General features: G+C 64.3%; 21 protein-coding genes. 6 read left to right on the top strand and 15 right to left on the bottom strand.

All coding sequences use genetic code 11. From position 1 onward, the window contains the following. Positions 1–112 precede the first annotated feature (112 nt). Positions 113–1,057, bottom strand: a complete 945-nt coding sequence (locus tag ASD28_RS09500) for a Tim44 domain-containing protein (protein WP_056126661.1) — start codon at positions 1,055–1,057, stop codon at positions 113–115. A 9-nt stretch (positions 1,058–1,066) separates the two neighbouring features. Further along, a complete protein-coding gene (gene ubiE, locus ASD28_RS09495; protein WP_056126659.1) occupies positions 1,067–1,801 on the bottom strand; it encodes a bifunctional demethylmenaquinone methyltransferase/2-methoxy-6-polyprenyl-1,4-benzoquinol methylase UbiE in 735 nt (244 codons plus the stop codon). Between the two features lie 274 nt (positions 1,802–2,075). Here ubiE and ASD28_RS09490 point away from each other — a divergent pair, with 274 nt between their 5' ends. Continuing rightward, positions 2,076–2,279: a cold-shock protein gene (locus ASD28_RS09490; RefSeq protein WP_036238916.1), complete on the top strand. Its 204-nt coding sequence runs from the start codon at positions 2,076–2,078 to the stop codon at positions 2,277–2,279. A 52-nt stretch (positions 2,280–2,331) separates the two neighbouring features. Here ASD28_RS09490 and ASD28_RS09485 read toward each other — a convergent pair whose 3' ends face one another. From ASD28_RS09485 to ASD28_RS09470, 4 genes are all read right to left on the bottom strand, one after another. Next, positions 2,332–2,757: a gamma-butyrobetaine hydroxylase-like domain-containing protein gene (locus ASD28_RS09485; protein WP_056126657.1), complete on the bottom strand. Its 426-nt coding sequence runs from the start codon at positions 2,755–2,757 to the stop codon at positions 2,332–2,334. Between the two features lie 126 nt (positions 2,758–2,883). Beyond that, the gene (locus tag ASD28_RS09480) at positions 2,884–3,327 is read right to left on the bottom strand and encodes an HIT family protein (RefSeq protein ID WP_056126654.1); all 444 of its coding nucleotides are present in this window, start codon (positions 3,325–3,327) and stop codon (positions 2,884–2,886) included. Next, positions 3,324–7,331 carry an FAD/FMN-binding oxidoreductase gene (locus ASD28_RS09475; RefSeq protein ID WP_056126652.1) on the bottom strand — a complete coding sequence of 1,336 codons (4,008 nt, stop codon included), beginning with the start codon at positions 7,329–7,331 and terminating at the stop codon, positions 3,324–3,326. The genes ASD28_RS09480 and ASD28_RS09475 overlap by 4 nt, the downstream gene beginning before the upstream one ends. Positions 7,332–7,549: 218 nt before the next feature. Then, positions 7,550–8,053 (bottom strand): YqaA family protein, encoded by a 504-nt coding sequence (locus tag ASD28_RS09470; RefSeq protein ID WP_056126651.1) that lies wholly within the window; start codon positions 8,051–8,053, stop codon positions 7,550–7,552. 179 nt (positions 8,054–8,232) lie between these two features. On the opposite strand from ASD28_RS09470, the gene ilvA reads away from it, so the two are divergent. The 5 genes from ilvA to rapZ all read left to right on the top strand — a co-directional run bounded on the left by ilvA (position 8,233) and on the right by rapZ (position 13,447). After that, on the top strand, positions 8,233–9,765 hold the full coding sequence (gene ilvA / locus ASD28_RS09465) for a threonine ammonia-lyase, biosynthetic (protein WP_056126649.1): 1,533 nt from the start codon (positions 8,233–8,235) through the stop codon (positions 9,763–9,765). Between the two features lie 147 nt (positions 9,766–9,912). Further along, entirely contained in the window at positions 9,913–10,743 is an 831-nt protein-coding gene (gene queF, locus ASD28_RS09460; protein WP_056126646.1) for an NADPH-dependent 7-cyano-7-deazaguanine reductase QueF, read from the top strand. A gap of 334 nt (positions 10,744–11,077) precedes the next feature. Continuing rightward, a complete protein-coding gene (locus ASD28_RS09455) occupies positions 11,078–11,560 on the top strand; it encodes a PTS sugar transporter subunit IIA (protein ID WP_056126644.1) in 483 nt (160 codons plus the stop codon). Positions 11,561–11,576: 16 nt separating this feature from the next. Further along, positions 11,577–12,512, top strand: coding sequence for an HPr(Ser) kinase/phosphatase (gene hprK / locus ASD28_RS09450; protein WP_056126642.1), 936 nt, complete (start codon positions 11,577–11,579; stop codon positions 12,510–12,512). Between the two features lie 71 nt (positions 12,513–12,583). Beyond that, positions 12,584–13,447 (top strand): RNase adapter RapZ, encoded by an 864-nt coding sequence (gene rapZ / locus ASD28_RS09445; protein ID WP_056126640.1) that lies wholly within the window; start codon positions 12,584–12,586, stop codon positions 13,445–13,447. Between the two features lie 16 nt (positions 13,448–13,463). Here rapZ and ASD28_RS09440 read toward each other — a convergent pair whose 3' ends face one another. From ASD28_RS09440 to ASD28_RS09400, 9 genes are all read right to left on the bottom strand, one after another. Beyond that, a complete protein-coding gene (locus ASD28_RS09440; RefSeq protein WP_056126638.1) occupies positions 13,464–13,916 on the bottom strand; it encodes an SRPBCC family protein in 453 nt (150 codons plus the stop codon). Continuing rightward, entirely contained in the window at positions 13,913–14,989 is a 1,077-nt protein-coding gene (locus tag ASD28_RS09435) for an enoyl-CoA hydratase/isomerase family protein (RefSeq protein ID WP_056126636.1), read from the bottom strand. Before ASD28_RS09435 ends, ASD28_RS09440 begins: the two co-directional genes overlap by 4 nt. Positions 14,990–15,091: 102 nt before the next feature. Beyond that, entirely contained in the window at positions 15,092–15,451 is a 360-nt protein-coding gene (gene hpf / locus ASD28_RS09430) for a ribosome hibernation-promoting factor, HPF/YfiA family (RefSeq protein ID WP_036238902.1), read from the bottom strand. A 63-nt stretch (positions 15,452–15,514) separates the two neighbouring features. Continuing rightward, complete coding sequence (locus ASD28_RS09425; protein ID WP_056126634.1) at positions 15,515–17,017, bottom strand: RNA polymerase factor sigma-54; 1,503 nt, start codon at positions 17,015–17,017, stop codon at positions 15,515–15,517. 2 nt (positions 17,018–17,019) lie between these two features. Further along, on the bottom strand, positions 17,020–17,796 hold the full coding sequence (gene lptB / locus ASD28_RS09420; protein ID WP_056126632.1) for an LPS export ABC transporter ATP-binding protein: 777 nt from the start codon (positions 17,794–17,796) through the stop codon (positions 17,020–17,022). 14 nt (positions 17,797–17,810) lie between these two features. Then, entirely contained in the window at positions 17,811–18,386 is a 576-nt protein-coding gene (gene lptA, locus ASD28_RS09415) for a lipopolysaccharide transport periplasmic protein LptA (RefSeq protein WP_056126630.1), read from the bottom strand. Positions 18,387–18,399: 13 nt separating this feature from the next. Then, a complete protein-coding gene (lptC, locus tag ASD28_RS09410) occupies positions 18,400–19,011 on the bottom strand; it encodes an LPS export ABC transporter periplasmic protein LptC (RefSeq protein ID WP_056126628.1) in 612 nt (203 codons plus the stop codon). Between the two features lie 7 nt (positions 19,012–19,018). Continuing rightward, complete coding sequence (locus ASD28_RS09405) at positions 19,019–19,552, bottom strand: HAD family hydrolase (protein ID WP_229412385.1); 534 nt, start codon at positions 19,550–19,552, stop codon at positions 19,019–19,021. Continuing rightward, a complete protein-coding gene (locus tag ASD28_RS09400) occupies positions 19,552–20,574 on the bottom strand; it encodes an SIS domain-containing protein (protein WP_056126627.1) in 1,023 nt (340 codons plus the stop codon). Before ASD28_RS09400 ends, ASD28_RS09405 begins: the two co-directional genes overlap by 1 nt. Positions 20,575–20,619: the final 45 nt, after the last annotated feature.

The following is a 20,619-nucleotide window of genomic DNA, read 5'->3' as shown; positions in this document are numbered from 1 at the left end:
GACGTGTTTTGTGCTCACAAAATAAAACCGCCCGGCATAGGTCGGGCGGTTTCGATCTTACCAGTTCACCAGAGCATAAACCCTGGAGCACGGAACTTTTCTTGCGAAAATTTCAAGTGATCTGCTGAATGCCCGCCAGGACCCAGCCGCCGTTGCCGGCCAGCGGCTTGGCCAGGTTCCAGACTTCGACGAACGGTTCCGGCGCCGCGCCCGGCGCGTTGCGGATCATGCCGTTGAACTGGACGCTCGCCAGGTAATCGCGGTCGGTCGTCTCGATGCCCAGCAGCTGCGAATCGATGTTGACGACTTCCGTGTAGTCCGGCTGGCCGCCCCGTTCCTGGATCTGCAGCGACAGTTCGGCGTACACCTCGGGCGACGTGAATTCGCGCAGGTCGGCGAGGTCGCCGCGGTCCCAGGCCGCTTGCATGCGGATGAACGAGGACCTGGCGTGGCGCAGGAACGCTTCCGTGTCGAACCCTGCCGGCACGCCCCACTGCTCGTGCGCGGGCGCCGCCTTGTCGAGCGACGGCGCATTCGAGAAGCCCGACTGGAAGCCGCCCTGGTTGCCGGCATAGGCATTGTTCAGGCCCGAACCGATTTCCGGCGTGGCCGAGGCCGGCACGGGATTCTGGTTAAAACCCGTAAAAGTCGGGTTGGCCGGCGTGTCCTTGCGGCGAAACATGCGGATGATGAACATCACGGCGAACACGAGCAGCAGGATCATCAGCAGCGACGACAGGGCGCTGGCCATCGCGCCGCCGATGCCGAAGTGCGAGAACAGCGCACCCAGGCCAAGGCCCAGCAATGCACCACCCAGCACGCCTTTCCACATGCTCGGCCGCTTCTGCGGCACCTGGGCCGGCGCCATGGGGGCCGGCGCCGGACGCTGCTGGTACGACGGCTGCTGGGCAGGCGTCGGCGCCGGCGCGGGTGCGCGCATGCGGCTCACGGACTGCGACTGGCGGCCGAACGAACGGCCACCGCCGACCGGACGCGCATCGGCGACGCTCGACAGCGTCATCAGCGCGATCATCATGCTGGCCAAAAACTTTTTCATCAGCTCACCTCAAAGTTTGATGCCGGTGTGCAGTGCGGCCACACCGGCCGTCAGGTTGTAGTACTGTACTCTTTCCAGGCCCGCCGTTTCCATCATGCCCTTCAGCGTTTCCTGGTCCGGGTGCATGCGGATCGATTCCGCCAGATACCGGTAGCTTTCCGCATCGTTGGCGATGCGCTGGCCCAGCCACGGCAGCACCGAGAACGAATACACGTCGTACGGTTTTTGCAGCGGCGCCGCCACTTTGGAAAACTCCAGCACCAGCAACTTGCCGCCCGGCTTGAGCACACGGCGCATTTCCGCCAGAGCCTGATCCTTGTGCGTCATGTTGCGCAGGCCAAAGGCCACGCTGACGCGATCGAAATAATTATCCGGGAACGGCAGTTTCTCCGCGTCACACAGTAAGGTGGGGGTGACCAGACCTTTGTTCAATAGACGATCGCGGCCCACGCGCAGCATCGACTCGTTGATGTCCGTGAGCCACACCTCGCCGCTCGGCCCCGCCGCCTTGGCGAATGCCTTCGACAAGTCGCCCGTACCGCCGGCGATGTCGAGCACCTTGAAGCCGGGACGAATGCCCGCCTGGGCGATGGTGAACGCCTTCCACACGCGGTGCAGGCCGGCGGACATCAGGTCGTTCATCACGTCGTATTTGGACGCGACCGAGTGGAATACCTTGGCTACCTCGTGGACCTTCTCGTCTTCCGAGACGGTCTTGTAGCCGAAATGGGTGGTGTTGGTCATAGTAGCAAGCCGTTTAGTCTTGCCACATTATACAAGCGGGGGTCCGCCGCCCGGCTTAAAGATGACTTACCCGGGCGAACGCGAAGAAAACGTTTGCGTCGACGTCAATGTCGGCTTTACCACACACGATAACAATCGTGCATCCCGATTGTTAAAACTCTGCTTATAATGGTTTTCGCTCGCGCACAGTCTGGAACAGGGATGTTTATCGCTTAACCATGTGCTGCCGGCGATACTTCATTACTTGTTAAAAAAATTCTTGAGAGAGAGACACATGGCGACTGGCACCGTGAAATGGTTCAACGACGCAAAAGGCTTTGGCTTCATCAAACCTGACGATGGTGGCGACGATCTGTTCGCACACTTCTCGGCCATCAATTCGGCAGGCTTCAAATCGCTGGCGGAAAACCAGCGCGTCACCTTCGACGTGACCTCCGGCCCGAAAGGCAAGCAGGCCGCAAACATCCAGCCGCAGTAATTCCAGGCCGGTAAACGAAAAAGCGCCGTGTGCAAACCGGCGCTTTTTTCGTTTAGTGGCTACATCCACCGCTGCCGCAACCGCCGCCCTTCGGCCCGGCCGCCGGCACGGCACTGGCCTCGCGGCCGCTGTCGCCTTCATACCCCGCCGCGTGCAGGCGGCCCAGGTAGTCCTGCCACAGGACGTCATGCTCGTTGCCCAGCTTGTACAGATAATCCCACGTGAAGATGCCGGACTCGTGGCCGTCCGTGAACAGCGGCTTGACGCCATAGTTCCCGACCGGCTCGACGCCGCGGATGCCCACATCGCGCTTGCCGACCTGCAGCACTTCCTGGCCCGGGCCGTGGCCCTTCACTTCGGCCGACGGCGAGTACACGCGCATCAGCTCGAACGGGATGGAGAACGCGGCGCCGTCGTCGAAGGCGATTTCCAGGATCTTCGATTGCTGGCGGATGGTGAGGTTGGTGGGGGTGGGCATAATAGGATCGGGAGCGTTAATTACCGTCGCTCCCGCGAAGGCGGGAGCCCACGTTCTGCGCGCATCACGTCGGCGCTTGCGAAATTGGGTCCCCGCCTTCGCGGGGACGACGTGGATAGGCGAATTTTACCGCTTAATGAAGCGGCGCTTGATCGCTTCCGCCAGTTGCGGCACCAGTGCCCGGCGCGCGACCAGCACCGCCTCGTCCGTCGTGCGCTGCGCCTGCGCCCACACGGGCGCGGGGAAGTGCGCGTCGTCGGCGTAGCGCGGGATCACGTGCCAGTGCAGGTGCGGCACCACGTTGCCGAGGCTCGCCACGTTGACTTTCAGCGGCTGCATCACCTCGCGCACGGCGAGTTCGAGCTTCCACACCGCGTCGTTCAGCAGCAGGCGATCCGCATCCGCGAGGTCGCTCACTTCGCGCACATGGTCTTTCCAGATCACGCGCGCGAAGCCGGGGTAGTTGGCATCGTCGACGAGGATGACTATGAACTTGTCGTTGTCGACGACCGTCGAAGGTGTGGCAACTGAGGACAACTCGCACAGCTCGCAGCCCACCACGCGCGTCATACAAGCACCCGCTCGATGCCGCCGTTGTTGGCGTTGGCCACGTAGTTCGGCATCCAGTTCTCGCCCAGCAGGTGACGCGCCATCTCGACGACGATGTAGTCGGCCGTGGTGCCCGAATCGTCGTTGTAGCGCGACAGGCCCTGCAGGCAGGACGGGCAGCTCGTCAGGATCTTGACGTCGCCGCCGAAACCGTCGGCGCGCAGCTTGTCGGCACCCTTCACCATTTCCTGCTCCTTGCGGAAGCGGACCTGGGTCGAGATGTCCGGACGGCTCACGGCGAACGTGCCCGACTCGCCGCAGCAGCGGTCGTTCTTCTCGATCTTGACGTTGTCGACGGTCTGCACGAGCGCGTTCACGGTCTTCATCGAATCGCCCAGCTTCATCGGGTTGTGGCACGGTTCGTGGTACATGTAGCGCATCCCCGTCACGCCTTCCAGCTTGACGCCCTTCTCCAGCAGGTATTCATGGATGTCCATGATGCGGCAGCCCGGGAAGATCTTCTCGAACTCGTAGGTCGCGAGCTGGTCGTAGCAGGTGCCGCACGAGACGAGGACCGTCTTGATGTCGAGGTAGTTCAGCGTGTTGGCCATGCGGTGGAACAGCACGCGGTTATCCGTCATCATCTTGTCGGCCTTGTCGTACTGGCCGGCGCCGCGTTGCGGATAGCCGCAGCACAGATAGCCCGGCGGCAGCACGGTCTGCACGCCCACTTCCCACAGCATCGCCTGCGTGGCCAGGCCCACCTGCGAGAACAGGCGCTCGGAACCGCAGCCCGGGAAGTAGAACACGGCTTCCGTATCGGCGTTGGTGACCTTCGGATTGCGGATGATCGGGATGACCTTGTCGTCCTCGATGTCCAGCAGCGCGCGCGCCGTCTTCTTCGGCAGGTTGCCCGGCATCTTCTTGTTCACGAAGTGGATCACCTGCTCGCGGATCGGCGCCTTGCCGGTCGTCGGAGGCGGTGCCTTCGTCTGCTCTTTCGCAACGGCCTTCAGCACGGTCGCGCCGAGACGCTGGGCCTTGTAGCCCCAGTCGATCATCCCCTTGCGCATCGCGTTGATCGTCGTCGGATCGGTCGCGTTCAGGAAGAACATGCCCGCGCGGTGGGCCGGCTTGAAGCTGCGCTTGTCCATCTTGCGCAGCAGGTTACGCATGTTCATCGAGACGTCGCCGAAGTCGATGTTGACCGGGCACGGCGTCACGCACTTGTGGCACACGGTGCAGTGGTCGGACACGTCCTCGAATTCTTCCCAGTGGCGGATCGACACGCCGCGGCGCGTCTGCTCTTCGTACAGGAACGCTTCGATCAGCGCGGACGTCGCGAGGATCTTGTCGCGCGGCGAGTACAGCAGATTCGATTGCGGCACGTGCGTCGTGCACACGGGCTTGCACTTGCCGCAGCGCAGGCAGTCCTTGACGCTGTTGGCGATCTCGCCGATGTCGCTCTGCTGCATGATCAGCGACTCGTGGCCCATCAGGCCGAACGACGGCGTGTACGCGTTGCGCAGGTCGGCGTACGTGGTCTCGCTGTTCAGCAGCTTGCCCTTGTTGAAGCGGCCTTCCGGGTCCACGCGCTGCTTGTAGTCGCGGAAGTCGCGGATCTCGTCTTCGGTGAGGAATTCCAGCTTCGTGATGCCGATGCCGTGTTCGCCCGAGATGACGCCATCCAGCGAACGCGCCAGCTTCATGATGCGCTCGACGGCCTTGTGCGCGTCCTGCAGCATCGCGTAATCGTCCGAGTTCACGGGCAGGTTCGTGTGCACGTTGCCGTCGCCGGCGTGCATGTGCAGCGCGACGAACACGCGCGAACGCAGCACGCGCTTGTGGATCGCGGTGGCCTCAGCCAGGATCGGCTCGTAGGCCGCGCCATTGAAGATGTGGCGCAGCGGCGCGCGGATCTCCTGCTTCCACGAGACGCGCACGGTATGGTCCTGCACGACGTCGAACAGCTTCGCGCCCGGCTGCTGCGCGAGGCGCGCCTGGAACGTGCCGGCGAGACCATCGAGGCCGACGTCGGCGAGCTTGTCGAGCACGTCGCCCAGCGGCTGGTCGAGGTTCGCCGTGATCCAGGTCCAGCGCGCCGCGACGCGGCCCAGCAGCTCGTCGGCCTGCTGCGGACGGTCGCCGAGGATCTCTTCCTTCGACACGCCTTCGCCCGTCGCGTCGTCCGCCTTCGTCACTTCCAGGTTCCCGGCCGCGAAATAGGCGTGCAGTTCCTCGACGAGCTGCAGCTTGTTCTTGATCGACAGCTCGACGTTGATGCGCTCGATGCCGTCGGTGTACTCGCCCATCCGGTTCAGCGGAATGACGACGTCTTCGTTGATCTTGAAGGCGTTCGTGTGGCGCGCGATGGCCGCGGTGCGCGAGCGGTCGAGCCAGAATTTTTTACGTGCTTCCGGGCTGACGGCGACGAAGCCCTCGCCCACGCGCGTGTTCGCAAGACGCACGACTTCCGACGTGGCCAGCGCGACGGCGTTCTCGTCGTCGCCGACGATGTCGCCGAACAGCGCCATCTTCGGCAGCGTGCCGCGCTTCGATTTCGTCGCATAGCCGACGGCGCGCAGGTAGCGCTCGTCCAGGTGTTCCAGGCCCGCGAGGCGCAGGCTGGCGAATTCCGGCTTGCCGCTCTTCGGCAGGCTGTCGAGGTAATCCTTGATCTCGACGATCGACGGGATCGCATCGCGCGCCTGGCCGAAGAATTCCAGCGCGACGGTGCGCGTGAACTTCGGCATCTTGTGCAGGATCCAGCGTGACGACGTGATCAAACCATCGGTGCCCTCTTTCTGGATGCCCGGCAGACCGGCGAGGAATTTGTCGGTGACGTCCTTGCCGAGGCCTTCCTTGCGGAAGCGGCGGCCTTCGATGGCCAGCGTCTCGGTGCGGAACGGCGCACCTTTCGGCGCGCCCTTTTCCGACGGGTGTGTCCATTCGAGCTTGAACGTCGCGACCGGGGCGTCGTGGATCTTGCCCAGGTTGTGGTCGACGCGCGTGACGTCGAGCCAGTCGCCGTTGGGGTCGACCATGCGCCACGACGCCAGGTTATCGAGCGCCGTGCCCCACAGGACGGCCTTCTTGCCGCCCGCGTTCATCGCGATGTTCCCGCCGATGCACGAGGCGTGCGCGGACGTCGGGTCGACGGCGAACACGAAGCCGGCCTTCTCGGCCGCCTGCGACACGCGCTGCGTGACGACGCCGGCGCCCGTGAAGATGGTCGCGTAGTCGCGGTCGACGCCCGGCAGGCGCGTCATCTCGACCTCGCCCATCTGCAGCAGCTTTTCCGTATTGATCACGGCCGACATCGGCGACAGCGGAATCGCGCCGCCCGTGTAGCCGGTACCGCCGCCGCGCGGGATGATGGTCAGCCCGAGTTCGATACAGCCTTTCACGAGGCCGGCCATCTCGTCTTCCGAGTCCGGCAACAGGACGAGGAACGGGTATTCGACGCGCCAGTCGGTGGCGTCCGTCACGTGCGACGTGCGGTGCATGCCGTCGAAACGGATGTTGCGCTTGTCGGTGTAGCGGCCCAGCACGGCCTTGGCGCGCTTGCGCAGGTCGTAGGTGTCCGCGAATTCGCGGCCGAAGTCGTCAACGGCCTTGCGCGCGGCGACGAGCAGCTGCTCGACGGCGGCGCTGCGGCGCGCGGCGGTGGCCGGATCGGCTTCGCCGGCATCGACGGTCAGGCGGCGCTTGTCGACTTCCGCCAGGCGGTGATGCAGTGCCTCGATCAGCTTGGCGCGGCGCTTCGGGTTGTCCAGCAGGTCGTCCTGCAGGTATGGATTGCGGCGCACGACCCAGATGTCGCCCAGGACTTCGTACAGCATGCGGGCCGAGCGCCCGGTCTGGCGGGCACCGCGCAATTCATCCAGCAACTGCCACGATGACTCGCCCAGCAGACGGATCACGATCTCGCGATCGGAGAACGACGTGTAGTTATAGGGGATTTCGCGCAGCCGGATGGGTGCGTTTTCTTCGAGCAGGGCGTGGATATTGGCAGGAGCGTTCATGGGGAGATCGACTGTCGTACTGACGCGTAGGACTCTCTATTCTAGCTTATTGCGATGCACCACGCTGGGGAAGGAATAATTTTTGCAATGGCGAAAAAGCAGAAACGGGCGGAAAACGACGCTTTCGCGCAAATTTGTTTTGGTTGAATGCAAGATTTTCCAGCAAAAACTCGGCGTGATGAAACAACAGGCATCTTATCCACGCCGGATGGACCCGTTCATCCGAACAGCTTGCTGCTCATCGCCCCCAGCCACTTCCACCACCCGTCCGGCACGTACAGCAGCGTGACCGTCATGAACACATAGCGCCCGAACTTGCCGATGGCCATATAGATGACGCTGGGCCAGAACGGCAGGTGCAGCCAGCCCGCCAGCGTGCACAGCGGGTCGCCGATGCCCGGCACCCAGGACAGCAGCATCGTCTTCGCGCCGTAGCGTTTGAGCCAGTGGAACCAGCGCGACGAGCGTTCCTTCGCGAAGGCGACCTTGGCGCGGTAGCCGATCCAGTAGTCGACGATGCCGCCCAGCGTGTTGCCCAGGGTGGCGACGAGGACGGTGGGCCAGAACATCGCGGGATTCGCTTTCACGACGGCGAACACGGCGGGCTCGGAGCCGAGCGGCAGCAGGGTTGCGGAAACGAAGGCGATGAGGAATACCGACGTCAGCCCGACGGTGGGCACGGCGAGGAATTTCAGCAGCCATAGGACGGCGGATTCGATCATCGGCAGGAAAGGATGGACGGCGGACGGATAAGTTGAGTACATTATAATGAGGAGAAACACCTCGCAACGACACGGTACGCCAGGCTCTACCAAGCTTACGTGCCGCACTGCTCGCCTCGGTTACCCACCAAGCAGGACAGTCAGCGTCGCCCCGGAACCCGAACAGCCCCGCACCGATCATGACTACCGACTACCTCAAGAAAATCCTCACCGCGCGCGTCTACGACGTAGCCGTCGAAACCCCGCTGGAGTACGCCCCCAGCCTGTCGAAGCGCACCGACAACAAGATTTACCTGAAGCGCGAGGACATGCAGAGCGTGTTCAGCTTCAAGCTGCGCGGCGCCTACAACAAGATGGCCAACCTGTCGGAATCGCAACTGAAACGCGGCGTGATTTGCGCGTCGGCCGGCAACCACGCCCAGGGCGTCGCCATGTCGGCGGCGCGGCTGAACTGCCGTGCCGTGATCGTGATGCCGACCACCACGCCCAGCGTGAAAGTGGATGCGGTGCGCGCGTTCGGCGGCAGCAACGTGGAAGTCGTGCTGCACGGCGAGTCGTACACGGATGCGTTCAACCATGCGCAGATGCTAGAAAAGGAACAGAAGCTGGCGTTCGTGCACCCGTTCGACGATCCGGACGTCATCGCCGGCCAGGGCACGATCGGCGTCGAGATCCTGCGCCAGCATTCGGCGCCGATCCACGCGATCTTCCTCGCGATCGGCGGCGGCGGCCTGATCAGCGGCGTGGCCGCCTACGTAAAACAGATCCGCCCCGACATCAAGATCATCGGCGTGCAGACGAACGATTCGGACGCGATGGCGCGCAGCCTGAAGGCCGGCGAACGCGTGACCTTGCCGGACGTCGGCCTGTTCGCGGACGGCACCGCCGTGCGCCTGGTCGGTGCCGAGACCTTCCGCCTGTGCCAGGAACTGGTCGATGAAATCATCATCGTCGACAACGACGCGCTGTGCGCCGCCATCAAGGACGTGTTCACCGATACGCGCAGCATCGTCGAACCGTCCGGCGCGCTGGCCATCGCGGGCGCGAAGGCCTACGTGGAACGTTCGCAGATGTCGAAGAATCCGGTGCGCGGCGAGACGCTCGTCGCCGTCGCGTGCGGCGCCAACATGAACTTCGACCGCCTGCGCTTCGTCGCCGAGCGCGCCGAACTGGGCGAGGCGCGCGAAGCCGTGTTCGCCGTGACGATCCCCGAGCAGCGCGGCAGTTTCAAACGCTTCTGCGCGCTGATCGGGCCGCGCAACGTCACCGAATTCAACTACCGCATCAGCGACGAGCGCGAGGCGCACGTCTTCGTCGGCGTGCAGATCGGCAGCCGCAGCGAGTCCGGCACCGTCGCGCGCACGTTCGAGGAGCACGGTTTCCGCACCCTCGACCTCACGCACGACGAACTGGCCAAGCAGCACGTGCGCCACCTCGTCGGCGGCAAGAGCGGGCTCGCGCACGACGAACTGCTGTACCGCTTCGAATTCCCGGAGCGCCCGGGCGCGCTGATGCGCTTCCTGGACAGCATGGCGCCGAACTGGAACATCTCCCTGTTCCACTACCGGAACCAGGGCGGCGACGTGGGCCGCATCCTCGTCGGCCTGCAGGTGCCGTCCGGCGAAATGGACGAGTTCCGCCAGTTCCTCGCCACGCTCGGTTATCGCTATTGGGACGAGAGCGCGAATCCGGTCTACAAGCTGTTCCTGTAATGCATGGCGCGGTGATTGATGCCCCCGGCATCAATCACTGGATGTGTTAACCGGGCGCGCAACGATTGCCGGAAAGGTGTACGATACGCCGCTTTGCCGCCGCCGGACCGGCATCGTCACGCTTGTGGCCGGCTTCGAGTACACACCATGACCAATACCCCTGATCAATCGCCTCTTGGCAAAAACTCGGCCTACCAGACCGAATATGCGCCGGAGCTGCTGTTTCCCATCCCGCGCCAGCAAAAGCGCGACGAACTCGGCCTGGCGGGCACGCTGCCCTTCTTCGGCGTCGACATCTGGAACGCCTACGAACTGTCGTGGCTGAACATGCGCGGCAAGCCGCAGGTCGCCATCGCGACCTTCACGGTACCGGCCGATTCGCCCAACATCGTCGAATCGAAATCCTTCAAGCTCTACCTGAATTCGTTCAACCAGACCCGTCTGGCCAACACGGACGCCCTGCTGGCCCTGCTGCGCGAAGACTTGTCGACCGCAGTCGGCGCGCCCGTGCATGCGGCGCTGACCTTGCCCGAAGACTTCGACAAGCTGAAAATGGGCGAGCTGGACGGCCTCCTGCTCGACCGCCTCGACGTCGAGATCGACAATTACAGTCCGTCGCCGGAACTCCTCAAGGCCAACCACGAGGAAGCCGCGGTCGAGGAAACCCTCGTGTCGCACCTGCTCAAATCGAACTGCCTCGTCACGGGCCAGCCGGACTGGGGCAGCGTGCAGATCCGCTACGTCGGTCCGCAGATCGACCAGGAAAGCCTGCTGCGCTACCTGATCGGCTTCCGCGAGCACAACGAATTCCACGAGCAATGTGTCGAGCGCATCTTCACGGACATCCTGCGCCAGTGCAAGCCGAACAAGCTGGCGGTCTACGCCCGCTATACCCGGCGTGGCGGCCTGGACATCAATCCGTGGCGCGCCAATTTCAGCACCGCCAAACCGCCGAATTTGCGTGCCGCGCGCCAATGAACAATGCGGATGGGTGATTTTTGATCGTTCGTCCCCATCTACAGTGTACGTTTCCGGCGACATCCTTCACGATGTTTCCGGATGTGTAAAACGGCAACCAAGCGCTAGAAAAATCGGTAAAAGAGGCCCCGGGAAGACGTTTCATGCGTGAAACCCGGGATTTCGTGGCGGAAATTGCGCTCGCCGGATAGCCGGGTACGGGATCCTTGTGCAAAGGTTTGCGGCAGGGATCACACAGGCATCGGACGGCGTGCAAAATCGAATTACACGGCCATAAAACAGGCCTATAATTCCCGCTCGCAAGCACCCAGGTGCACCGCAATAGAAGCGTGTTATGACTAATCTAAGCAAAATCCTCTCGCTCGAGAACGTGCAGCTGGACATCGAAGTGTCGAGCAAGAAGCGCGCCTTCGAGCAGGCCGGCCTGATCTTCGAGAACAACTGCGGCATCGCCCGCTCCACCGTGTCGGAAAACCTGTTTGCGCGCGAGCGTCTCGGGTCCACCGGACTCGGTCATGGCGTCGCCGTGCCGCATGGCCGCATCAAGGGCAGCAAAAGCCTCAAATCGCCGCTGGCCGCGTTCGTGCGCCTGGCCGAGCCGATCCCGTTCGAATCGCCGGACGGCCAGCCCGTGAAGCTGCTCTTTTTCCTACTGATCCCCGACCACGTCACGCAACAGCACCTGGAAATCCTGTCGGAGATCGCGGAACTGTTTTCGGATGAGGCAATTCGCACGGCCTTGAGCACGGACACGGATCCGAAGTCCGTCTACGAACGCATCATCAACTGGCAACCGAGCCTGCAAGCCCTCGGCTGACCTTGCGAAAGCGACCATGCTGCAATCCCCGCTGACCATCCAACGGCTGTATGACGACAACCGCGACAGCCTGCAACTGGGCTGGTTCGCCGGATTTCCGGGCGGAGAACGCCAGATTTCCGGCGACGCCGTCTCCGCCGCGGACCAGGTCGGCCACCTGAACCTGATCCACCCGGGCCGCATGCAGGTGTTCGGTCACCAGGAACTGAATTACTACCAGCGCCTGAAATCCGGGTCGCGCAGCCACCTGATCGGCGAACTGATCGCGGGCGGTCCGCCGGCGCTGTTCATCGCCCAGGGTCTCGACACCCCGCCGGACATCCTCGCCATCTGCGACGAGCAGAATATCCCGCTGTTCTCGACGCCGCTGCCGGCTGCGCAGGTCATCGACTACCTGCGCGTGTACCTGTCGAAGAAGCTGGCGCAGCGCGTCATCATGCACGGCGTGTTCATGGACGTGCTGGGCGTCGGCGTGCTGATCACGGGCGACTCGGGCCTCGGCAAGAGCGAGCTGGGCCTGGAACTGATCTCGCGCTCGCACGGTCTCGTCGCCGACGATGCCGTCGAATTCTCGCGCATCGCCCCGAACATGATCGAGGGCCGCTGCCCGCCCCTGCTGCAGAACCTGCTCGAAGTGCGCGGCCTGGGCCTGCTGGACATCAAGGCGATCTTCGGCGAGACGGCGGTGCGCCGCAAGATGCGCCTCAAATTGATCGTCCACCTCGTCAAACGGGGCGCGCTGGACGAGGAAGTCGAACGCCTGCCCTTCCACTTCCCCACCGAGGACGTGCTGGGCCTGCCGATCCGCAAAGTGGTCATTCCCGTCGCGGCCGGCCGCAACATCGCGGTGCTGCTGGAAGCTGCGGTGCGCAATACGATCCTGCAGCTGCGCGGGATCGATACGCTGCAGGAGTTCATGGAAAGGCAAAGACAGGCGATGAGCAGCGACTGACGCTGTTGCAAATACCTCATCCATAAGCCTTGTGCGATGCGGCAAAGACTTGCCGATGCTATCATCGCGCCATGCGCATCCTACTCATCACCGGTATCTCGGGCTCCGGTAAATCCGTCGCCCTGAACGTCCTCGAAGACGCTGGCTACTATTGCGTCGACAACCTGCCCCCCGCCCTGCTGCCGGCGCTCGTCGGCAGTATCGAAGGCGACGAAACCAGGCGCATCGCCGTCGCCGTCGATGCGCGCAGCGCGGAGTCCCTGGCCGAACTGCCGACGACGGTCGCTGCGCTGCGGGAGGAAGGCCACCAGGTCAAGGTGATCTTCCTGACGGCCAGCACGCACTCGCTCGTGGCCCGTTTTTCCGAGACGCGCCGCAGCCACCCGCTGTCGCACGAACTGCGCCCGGGCGAGAACCCGGCGTCGCGCCGCACGCTGATCGAATGCATTTCGGAAGAACGCGACCGGCTGGGGCAGATCGAGAAGATGGGCCACGTGATCGACACGTCCGAACTGTCGGCCAACAAGCTGCGCGCGTGGATCAAGGAACTGGCCGAGGTCACCTACGCGCCGCTGACGCTGTATTTCGAATCGTTCGCATTCAAGCGCGGTGTGCCGCTCGATGCCGACTTCGTGTTCGACGTGCGCGCCGTGCCGAATCCGTATTACGACCTCACCTTGCGCCCGCTGAACGGCAGGGACGCGCCCGTGATCGCCTTCCTCGACGCCCAGCCGCAGGCGGCCGAGCTGCTGTCCGACATCCGCGCGTTCATCGCCAAGTGGCTGCCGTCGTTCAAGAAGGACAACCGCAGCTATCTCACCGTGGCCGTCGGTTGCACGGGCGGCCAGCACCGCTCCGTGTACATGGCGGAACGGCTCGGCGCGTATTTCAGCGACACGGAACGGGTCGTCGTGCGCCACCGCGAGCAGCCCTGATACGGCCAACGCGAATTCAGCCGATGCCGAAGCGCCGGCGCAGCCGCGCATGGCGATGGCGGAACAACAGCGCCACGCTCGCGCGCGCGAGCACGCGCGGCAGCAGGCGCGAACGGAACGTCAGGTTGTCGACGACCCGCGTGCCCCGCGCCGACGGCGCGACGATGCGCTCGTGCTGCCAGAACGCCATCGACAGCATCGGCGAGCGCTCCAAAAAACGCCGGCCCGGCTCGAGTTCGACGAGCGCGAGGTCGCTCCGGTCGATGGGCAGCACGCGCAACAACAACAGCCAGCTGCGGCACAGGCGCTGTCCCGGCACGACATCCCCCGGCAGCGTCCACATCCCGCGCGGGAACGTCATGCGCAGCAGCGGCGTCATCTCGTCGGCGATGCCCTCGACGGACGTGACCCGGCGCCACACCGTGTCCGGCGCGGCAGCCAGCTCGGATTCGAAGCGCAGCGCGATCACAAATCGCGGAGTGGATGCGCGTGCCCGGGCCAGACGGGCGCGAAGAACCACGCGACCATCTCCGGCGTGACCGCATCGAGCGTGGGCGGATTCCAACGCGGCGCATTGTCCTTGTCGATCACGAGCGCGCGCACGCCTTCGAGCACTTCGCCGTGTTCGAACGTGCGGCGCACGAGCGAGCGCTCCATGCGCAGGCAGTCCGCCACGCCAAGCGCTTCCCCGCGCACGAGCATCTCGCGCGTCACGGACATCATCAGCGGCGAGCGCTGGCGCAGCGTGGCCAGCGTCTTTTGCGCGAACGGGCTCGCATCCGTCTCCAGCGACGCCATCACGGCCGCGACGGAGTCCGCGCCGAAATGGCGGTCGATCGCGTCGCGCTGCGCTTCCAGTTCGCTCGCGCCAGCCGGGAACGGCGCGGCGAACGCGCGGATCGCGGCGGGCAATTCCGCCCCCGGCGTCGTCTCGATCAGCGCGCGCAGCGCATCCAGCTGCGCGCCCGGCACGAACACGTCGGCCAGGCCGACGTAGATCGCATCGGCCGCGCCGATGGTCGCGCCCGTCACGCCGAGATAGTGGCCCAGGCGGCCCGGTGCATGCGACAGGAAATGACTGCCGCCCACGTCCGGGAACAGCCCGATGTTCACCTCGGGCATGGCGATCTTCGAGCGCTCCGTCACGATGCGCAGGCCGCAATCCGGCCCGCCCTGCGCGATGCCCATCCCGCCGCCCATCACGACGCCATCCATCAGCGCAATGTACGGCTTCGGATAGAAGTGAATGAGGTGGTTGAGCGCGTATTCTTCGGTGAAGAAATCTTCCAGCAGCGGGCTGCCGGTCTGCGGCGTGGCTTTGCCGGCCTCGTGGAAAAAGCGGATGTCGCCGCCGGCGCACAAGGCCTTTTCGCTGCTGCTCCCGATGACGACGGCGTCGATGCCGGCGTCATTACGCCAGGCGAGCAGCGTGGCGGTGAGCGCGCGGACCATGTCCAGCGACAGCGAGTTCAGCGCCTTTGGGCGGTCCAGGGTGATGATGCCGGTGCGGTTGGCAACCCGCGTCAGAACGTGTGCAGTCATGTCTCGTTGTTATTGAAATAATCAGACCAGCATTGTAGCGTCCAGAAAAACGAAAAGGGCGCCGATGCGCCCTTCGTTCATGGTCCTACTGCAAGCGTGGCATCACGCTGCGGCGGGCTCTTCCTCCCCACCCTCGGACATGCGCTTGATACACGCGTTGTCATGGTCCTTGAGCATTTGCTTGTACTTGACGACCTGGCGGTCCAGGCGGTCCATCAACATGTCGATCGCGGCGTATAGATCGTGCGCGGCACTGGCGACATGGACGATCTTGCCCGCGAGACGCAGGTTGATCTCGGCTTTCTGGCGTTTTTCTTTCTCGGTGAGATTGTCGATGCAGAGGATGACATGGGAGTCGATCACTTGATCGAAATGACGGGTGATGCGTTCGAGCTTGTTCTGTACGTATTCTCGGATGGCTGGAGTTACATCGAGATGATGTCCGCTGATTGTGAGATTCATACACACTCCTTTGAAGATGCACTGCCTGCCGTGCGCGCATCTAGCGCAATGGGACAGTGTTTGTTACAAGGATTTGCGGAGACTGACGGGCGGGATTTTCAGCGCCTCACGGTATTTTGCGACCGTGCGTCGCGCGATGACCATTCCCTGTTCCCCTAGCATCTCCGCGATCTTGCTATCGGATAATGGATTCTTGGGGTCTTCTGCTCCTGTGAGTTGTACGATGAGGGCCCGTATTGCCGTCGACGATGCTTCGCCTCCCGCTTCGGTGGCAACGTGACTCCCGAAGAAATACTTCAACTCGAACATGCCGTGCGGGGTCAGCATATATTTCTGAGTTGTGACTCGAGAAATTGTGCTCTCGTGTAGACCTAGTGTATCAGCTATCTCACGTAAAACAAGGGGCCGCATCGCGACTGCGCCATGGGAAAAAAAGTTGCGCTGGCGATCGACAATTGCTTGGGCTACACGCAGGATCGTGTCGAAGCGCTGGCGCATGTTCTTGATGAGCCACTTGGCTTCCTGCAACTGCGCGTTCATCTGTGTTTCCGATTTGCCCTGCTTCATCAGCGACGCGTACAGGCTGTTCACGCGCAGGCGCGGCATCACTTCCGGATTCAGCAGCACGCTCCAGCCATCCTTGGCGCGGCGCACGATCACGTCGGGCACGACGAAGTCCGACACGTCCGACGCGAACGCCGCGCCCGGATGCGGATTGCACTGGCGGATGACGGCCTGGGCTTCGCGCAGGTCTTCGTCGTCGCAATCGAGCGCCTTCTTCAGCTTGTTGAATTCGCGCTGCGCGAACCACGTCAGGTATTTTTCGACGATGACGAGCGCCATGCGCCGCGTCACCATCGGCACGCCGGGCATGCGGCGGATCTGCAGCGCCAGGCACTCGGCCGCGCTGCGCGCGCCCACGCCGGGCGGGTCCATGCTCTGCACCATGGCGAGCGCCGTGCGCAATTCGTCGAACTCGATCTCGAGTTCTTCCGGCAGGCGCGCGTGGATGTCTTCCAGCGGTTCTTCCAGGTAGCCGTTGTCGTCGAGCGCGTCGACGACGAGTTCCACGAGCGCGCAGTCGCGCGCCGCGCAGCACGTCAGGCGCACCTGTTCCATCAAATGCTCGCGCAGGGTGACGGGGCTCGCTTCCAGCTGCGGGCGGCCGTCCTCGTCCTCGCCGCCGCTGCCGCTGCTGCGGCCGTATTCGCCCCAGTCCTCGCCGCCTTCGCCGCCGCTTTCTCCGCCCTCGCCGCCGGCGTCATTCGCTTCGCCATTGGCGTTCTCGGCGGGCGCGCTGCCGCCTTCCTCGCCGTTGCCCTGCGCGGCCGGCGCCTCGCTTGCCTGCGATGACGCCGGGGCGCTGTTGATAGCGCCGTCGGCCAGCAACCGCACGGAGCGGTCGAGCGGATCGTCGAGCCGTTCGAGCAGCGGGTTCTCGCTCAGGACCTGCTCGATTTCCTGGTGCAGCTCGAGCGTGGACAACTGCAGCAGGCGGATCGATTGCTGCAGTTGCGGCGTCAGTGCAAGGTGCTGTGAGGTCTTGAGTTGCAGCGTCTGTTTCATGACTACATTCGGAAGTGTTCGCCCAGGTAGACGCGGCGTACCGATTCGTTGGCGATGATGTCGTCGGGACGGCCCGACGCCAGCACCGCGCCCTGGTTGATGATGTAGGCGCGGTCGCAGATGCCCAGCGTCTCGCGCACATTATGGTCCGTGATCAGCACGCCGATGCCGCGCTCCTTCAGGAAGCGCACGATGCGTTGGATCTCGATCACCGCGATTGGATCCACGCCGGCGAACGGTTCGTCCAGCAGCACGAAGCGCGGATTGGTCGCGAGCGCGCGCGCGATCTCCACCCGGCGGCGTTCGCCACCGGACAGCGACAGCGCCGGGCTCTCGCGCAGCTTCTCGATCTGCAGCTCGGTCAGCAGCTCGTCGAGACGTTCGGTGATGCGCGCCTTGGTGAGCGACTTGCCGTTCTCGCGCTGCAATTCCAGCACGGCGCGGATGTTCTCTTCCACCGTCAGCTTGCGGAACACGGACGCTTCCTGCGGCAGGTACGACAGCCCGAGCAGCGCGCGCCGGTGGATCGGCAGGCCCGTGATGTCGGTGCCGTTGATGTCGATGCTGCCGGCGTCCGACGGCACGAGGCCCACGATCATGTAGAACGAGGTCGTCTTGCCTGCGCCGTTCGGGCCCAGCAGGCCGACCACTTCGCCGCACGCCACCTGCAGCGACACGTCGCGCACGACGAGCCGTTTGCCGTAGCTCTTCTGCAGTCCCTTGACGACGAGGGTGCTGCCGCCGCATTCGGCCGGCGCGGCCTGCGTGCCTGCTTCCATTGCGCTTGCCTCCGTCATTGCTTGCCTGCCGGAGCGGGAGCGGGAGCGGCGCCGGCTGCAGGGGCGCGGCGCGGCTGCAGCGTGATGCTGCCGCGGCCATTGCCCGGCTTGTCCGTGCCGTTGGCGTCGTTCAGGCCGAGCAGCTTCTCGTTGCGGTTGTCGTAGGAGATGAATTCACTGGCCATCTCCTGCGTGATCTTCTTGCCCTCGAGCTGGCGGATGACGGCCTTCGAGAACAGTTTCACGAGGTCGTTGCGCTCGTCGTATTCGATGCGCTGGGCCTGGCCCTCGCCCCACAGGTCCGGGCCGCCGTCGCGCTTCTGGCGGAAGGTCGCGAGCTTGCCGGGGTTGGCCGTGAGGATGAAGGTGCGCCAACCGTCCGGCGACTCCTTGACCTCGGCGCGGTCGGATTTCAGGATCATGGTGCCGCGCGTGATGACCACGTTGCCGGTGGCGACGTAGTTCTGCGTGACCTGGTCGACGTTGGCGTTGTCGAACGCGATGTCGACGGGCTTGAGCGCGTCCGCCTTCTCGGCCGAGGCAGCCAGCGGCACCAGCAGGAAGATGGCGGCGGCGAGTATTTTTTTCATTCGATAGTCCTTTTTAGTGACTTGCGCGCGACTGGCGTGGCGGATAGGTGACCTTGCCGCGGCCACCCAGCGCGATCTGCTGCGTGGCGTTGTTGGCGACCATGCCCACCGCGTCGACCGATGCGGCGCCGAGCGTCATGTGGATCGGCTTGTCGGTCTTCGCGATCTCGTCGTCCGGCAGGATCGTCAACACCTCGGTGCGGATCCGCATCGGATCCGCGCCCGGGGCGGCCGGACGCCGGATGTCGACATTGCCCGTCAGGTCGATCTGGTTCTGGTTCTGGCTCACGAGCGCGCTGTTGGCCGTCATCGTCATCGGCGGATGCTCGTCGGTGAGGCTCTGCACGACCGGCTTGTCGACGAGCGCCGTGTTGTCGACGGGGCGGTGCGTGAGGCGCTCGCCCGAGATCACGTAGCGCGGCTTGCCGGCCTCCGACATGCGCACCCAGCTGAAGTTGTCGACGATGTAGTCCGGCTCGTTGCCCGCGTTGAAGCCCGGCCCGTTCTCCTCGCCCTGCATCACCTGCACGAGCCAGAAACTGCCGAACGCGCAGAATACGGCGAACAGCATCAGGAGCAGCAGGCGCCAGCGGTGCGCGGTACGCTTGTAGCTTGCGGGAGCCATATCTCTCTTATCCGAAGTAAGGCGCGAGCGCCTGTTCGTAGGTGCCCTGGGCGCGCATCACCATGTCGCAGACTTCGCGCACGGCGCCGCGGCCGCCCGGGTTCTTCGTCACGTAATGGGCGCGATGCTGCACTTCCGGATGCCCGCTCGGCACCGTCACCGCAAAGCCCACGCGCGAGAGCAGCGGCAGGTCGATCACGTCGTCGCCGATGTAGCCGCACGCCTGGGCCGTCGCGCCGGTTTTATTCAGCAGCTCGGCGAACGCGAGGCGCTTGTCGTGCTGGCCCTGGAATACGTGCGTGATGCCGAGATCGGCCGCCCGCTTGATGACGATGGGCGACGTGCGCGCGCTGATGATCGCCGTCTGCACGCCGGTGCGGTTCAGCAGCTGGATGCCGAGGCCGTCCAGCACGTAGAACGTCTTCGTGACTTCGCCGTCCGGGCCGTAGGTCAGGCTGCCGTCGGTGAGGACGCCGTCCACGTCGAAGATCATGACCTTGACGCGCGCCGCGCGCTCCATGTGTGCCAGCGGAGTCACCATCAGATCACCTTGGCGCGCGTGAGGTCGTGGATGTGCAATGCGCCCACCAGCACGCCGTCCGCATCCGTGACGAGCATCTGGTTGATGCGGAATTCTTCCATCACGGCGACGGCATCCACCGCCAGCTGTTCCGGATGCACGCGGCGCGGGTTCGGGTGCATGACGTCGCGGATCGCGAGTTTGCTGAAATCCTGGACCTTTTCGATCAGGCGGCGCAGGTCGCCGTCCGTGAACACGCCGACCGGACGGCCGGCATCGTCGACGATGGCCGTCATGCCCATGCCCTTGTGCGAGATTTCCAGCAGCGCGTCGGTGAGGAGCGCGTCCGGTTTCACCTTCGGCACCGCGTCGCCGCTGCGCATCACGTCGCGCACGTGCGTGAGCAGGCGGCGGCCGAGCGCGCCGCCCGGATGCGAGCGTGCGAAATCGTCCGACTTGAAGCCGCGCAGTTCGAGCAGCGCGACGGCCAGGGCGTCGCCCAGCGCGAGGGTCGCGGTGGTGCTCGCGGTCGGCGCCAGGTTCAGCGGGCAGGCTTCCTTCTCGACGGCCACGTCCAGGTGCACGTCCGCCGCCAGGGCCAGGCTCGACTCCGGCTTGCCGGTCATCGCGATCACGGGCACGTTCATGCGCTTGACGGCCGGGATCACGATGGCCAGTTCGCTGCTTTCGCCGGAATACGAGATGGCGATCAATACGTCCTGCGAGGTCACCATGCCGAGGTCGCCGTGCGCGGCCTCGCCCGGGTGCAGGAACAGCGCCGGGGTGCCGGTGGAGGCCAGCGTCGCCGCGATCTTGCGGCCGATGTGGCCCGACTTGCCCATGCCCGACACGACGATGCGGCCTTTGCACGCCATCATCAGCGCGACGGCGCGCGGCACGCTGTCGTCGCGGTCGAGGCGCGCGGACAGCTTGCGGATCGCTTCGCCTTCGACATCGAGCGCCTCGCGGGCCAGATCCAGCGCGCGCCGTGCCTGGGCCTCGTTAAAACTTGTCAGCATTATTTTTTCATCGGTTACACTCATAGGCAAAGTATATCCGAATTGGGAAAGCAAAAAACTTGCCAGACG

This window comes from Massilia sp. Root133 (assembly GCF_001426525.1).
Classification (GTDB): Bacteria; Pseudomonadota; Gammaproteobacteria; order Burkholderiales; family Burkholderiaceae_D; genus Telluria; species Telluria orientalis.
This window is presented reverse-complemented; position numbering and strand designations above follow the sequence as displayed.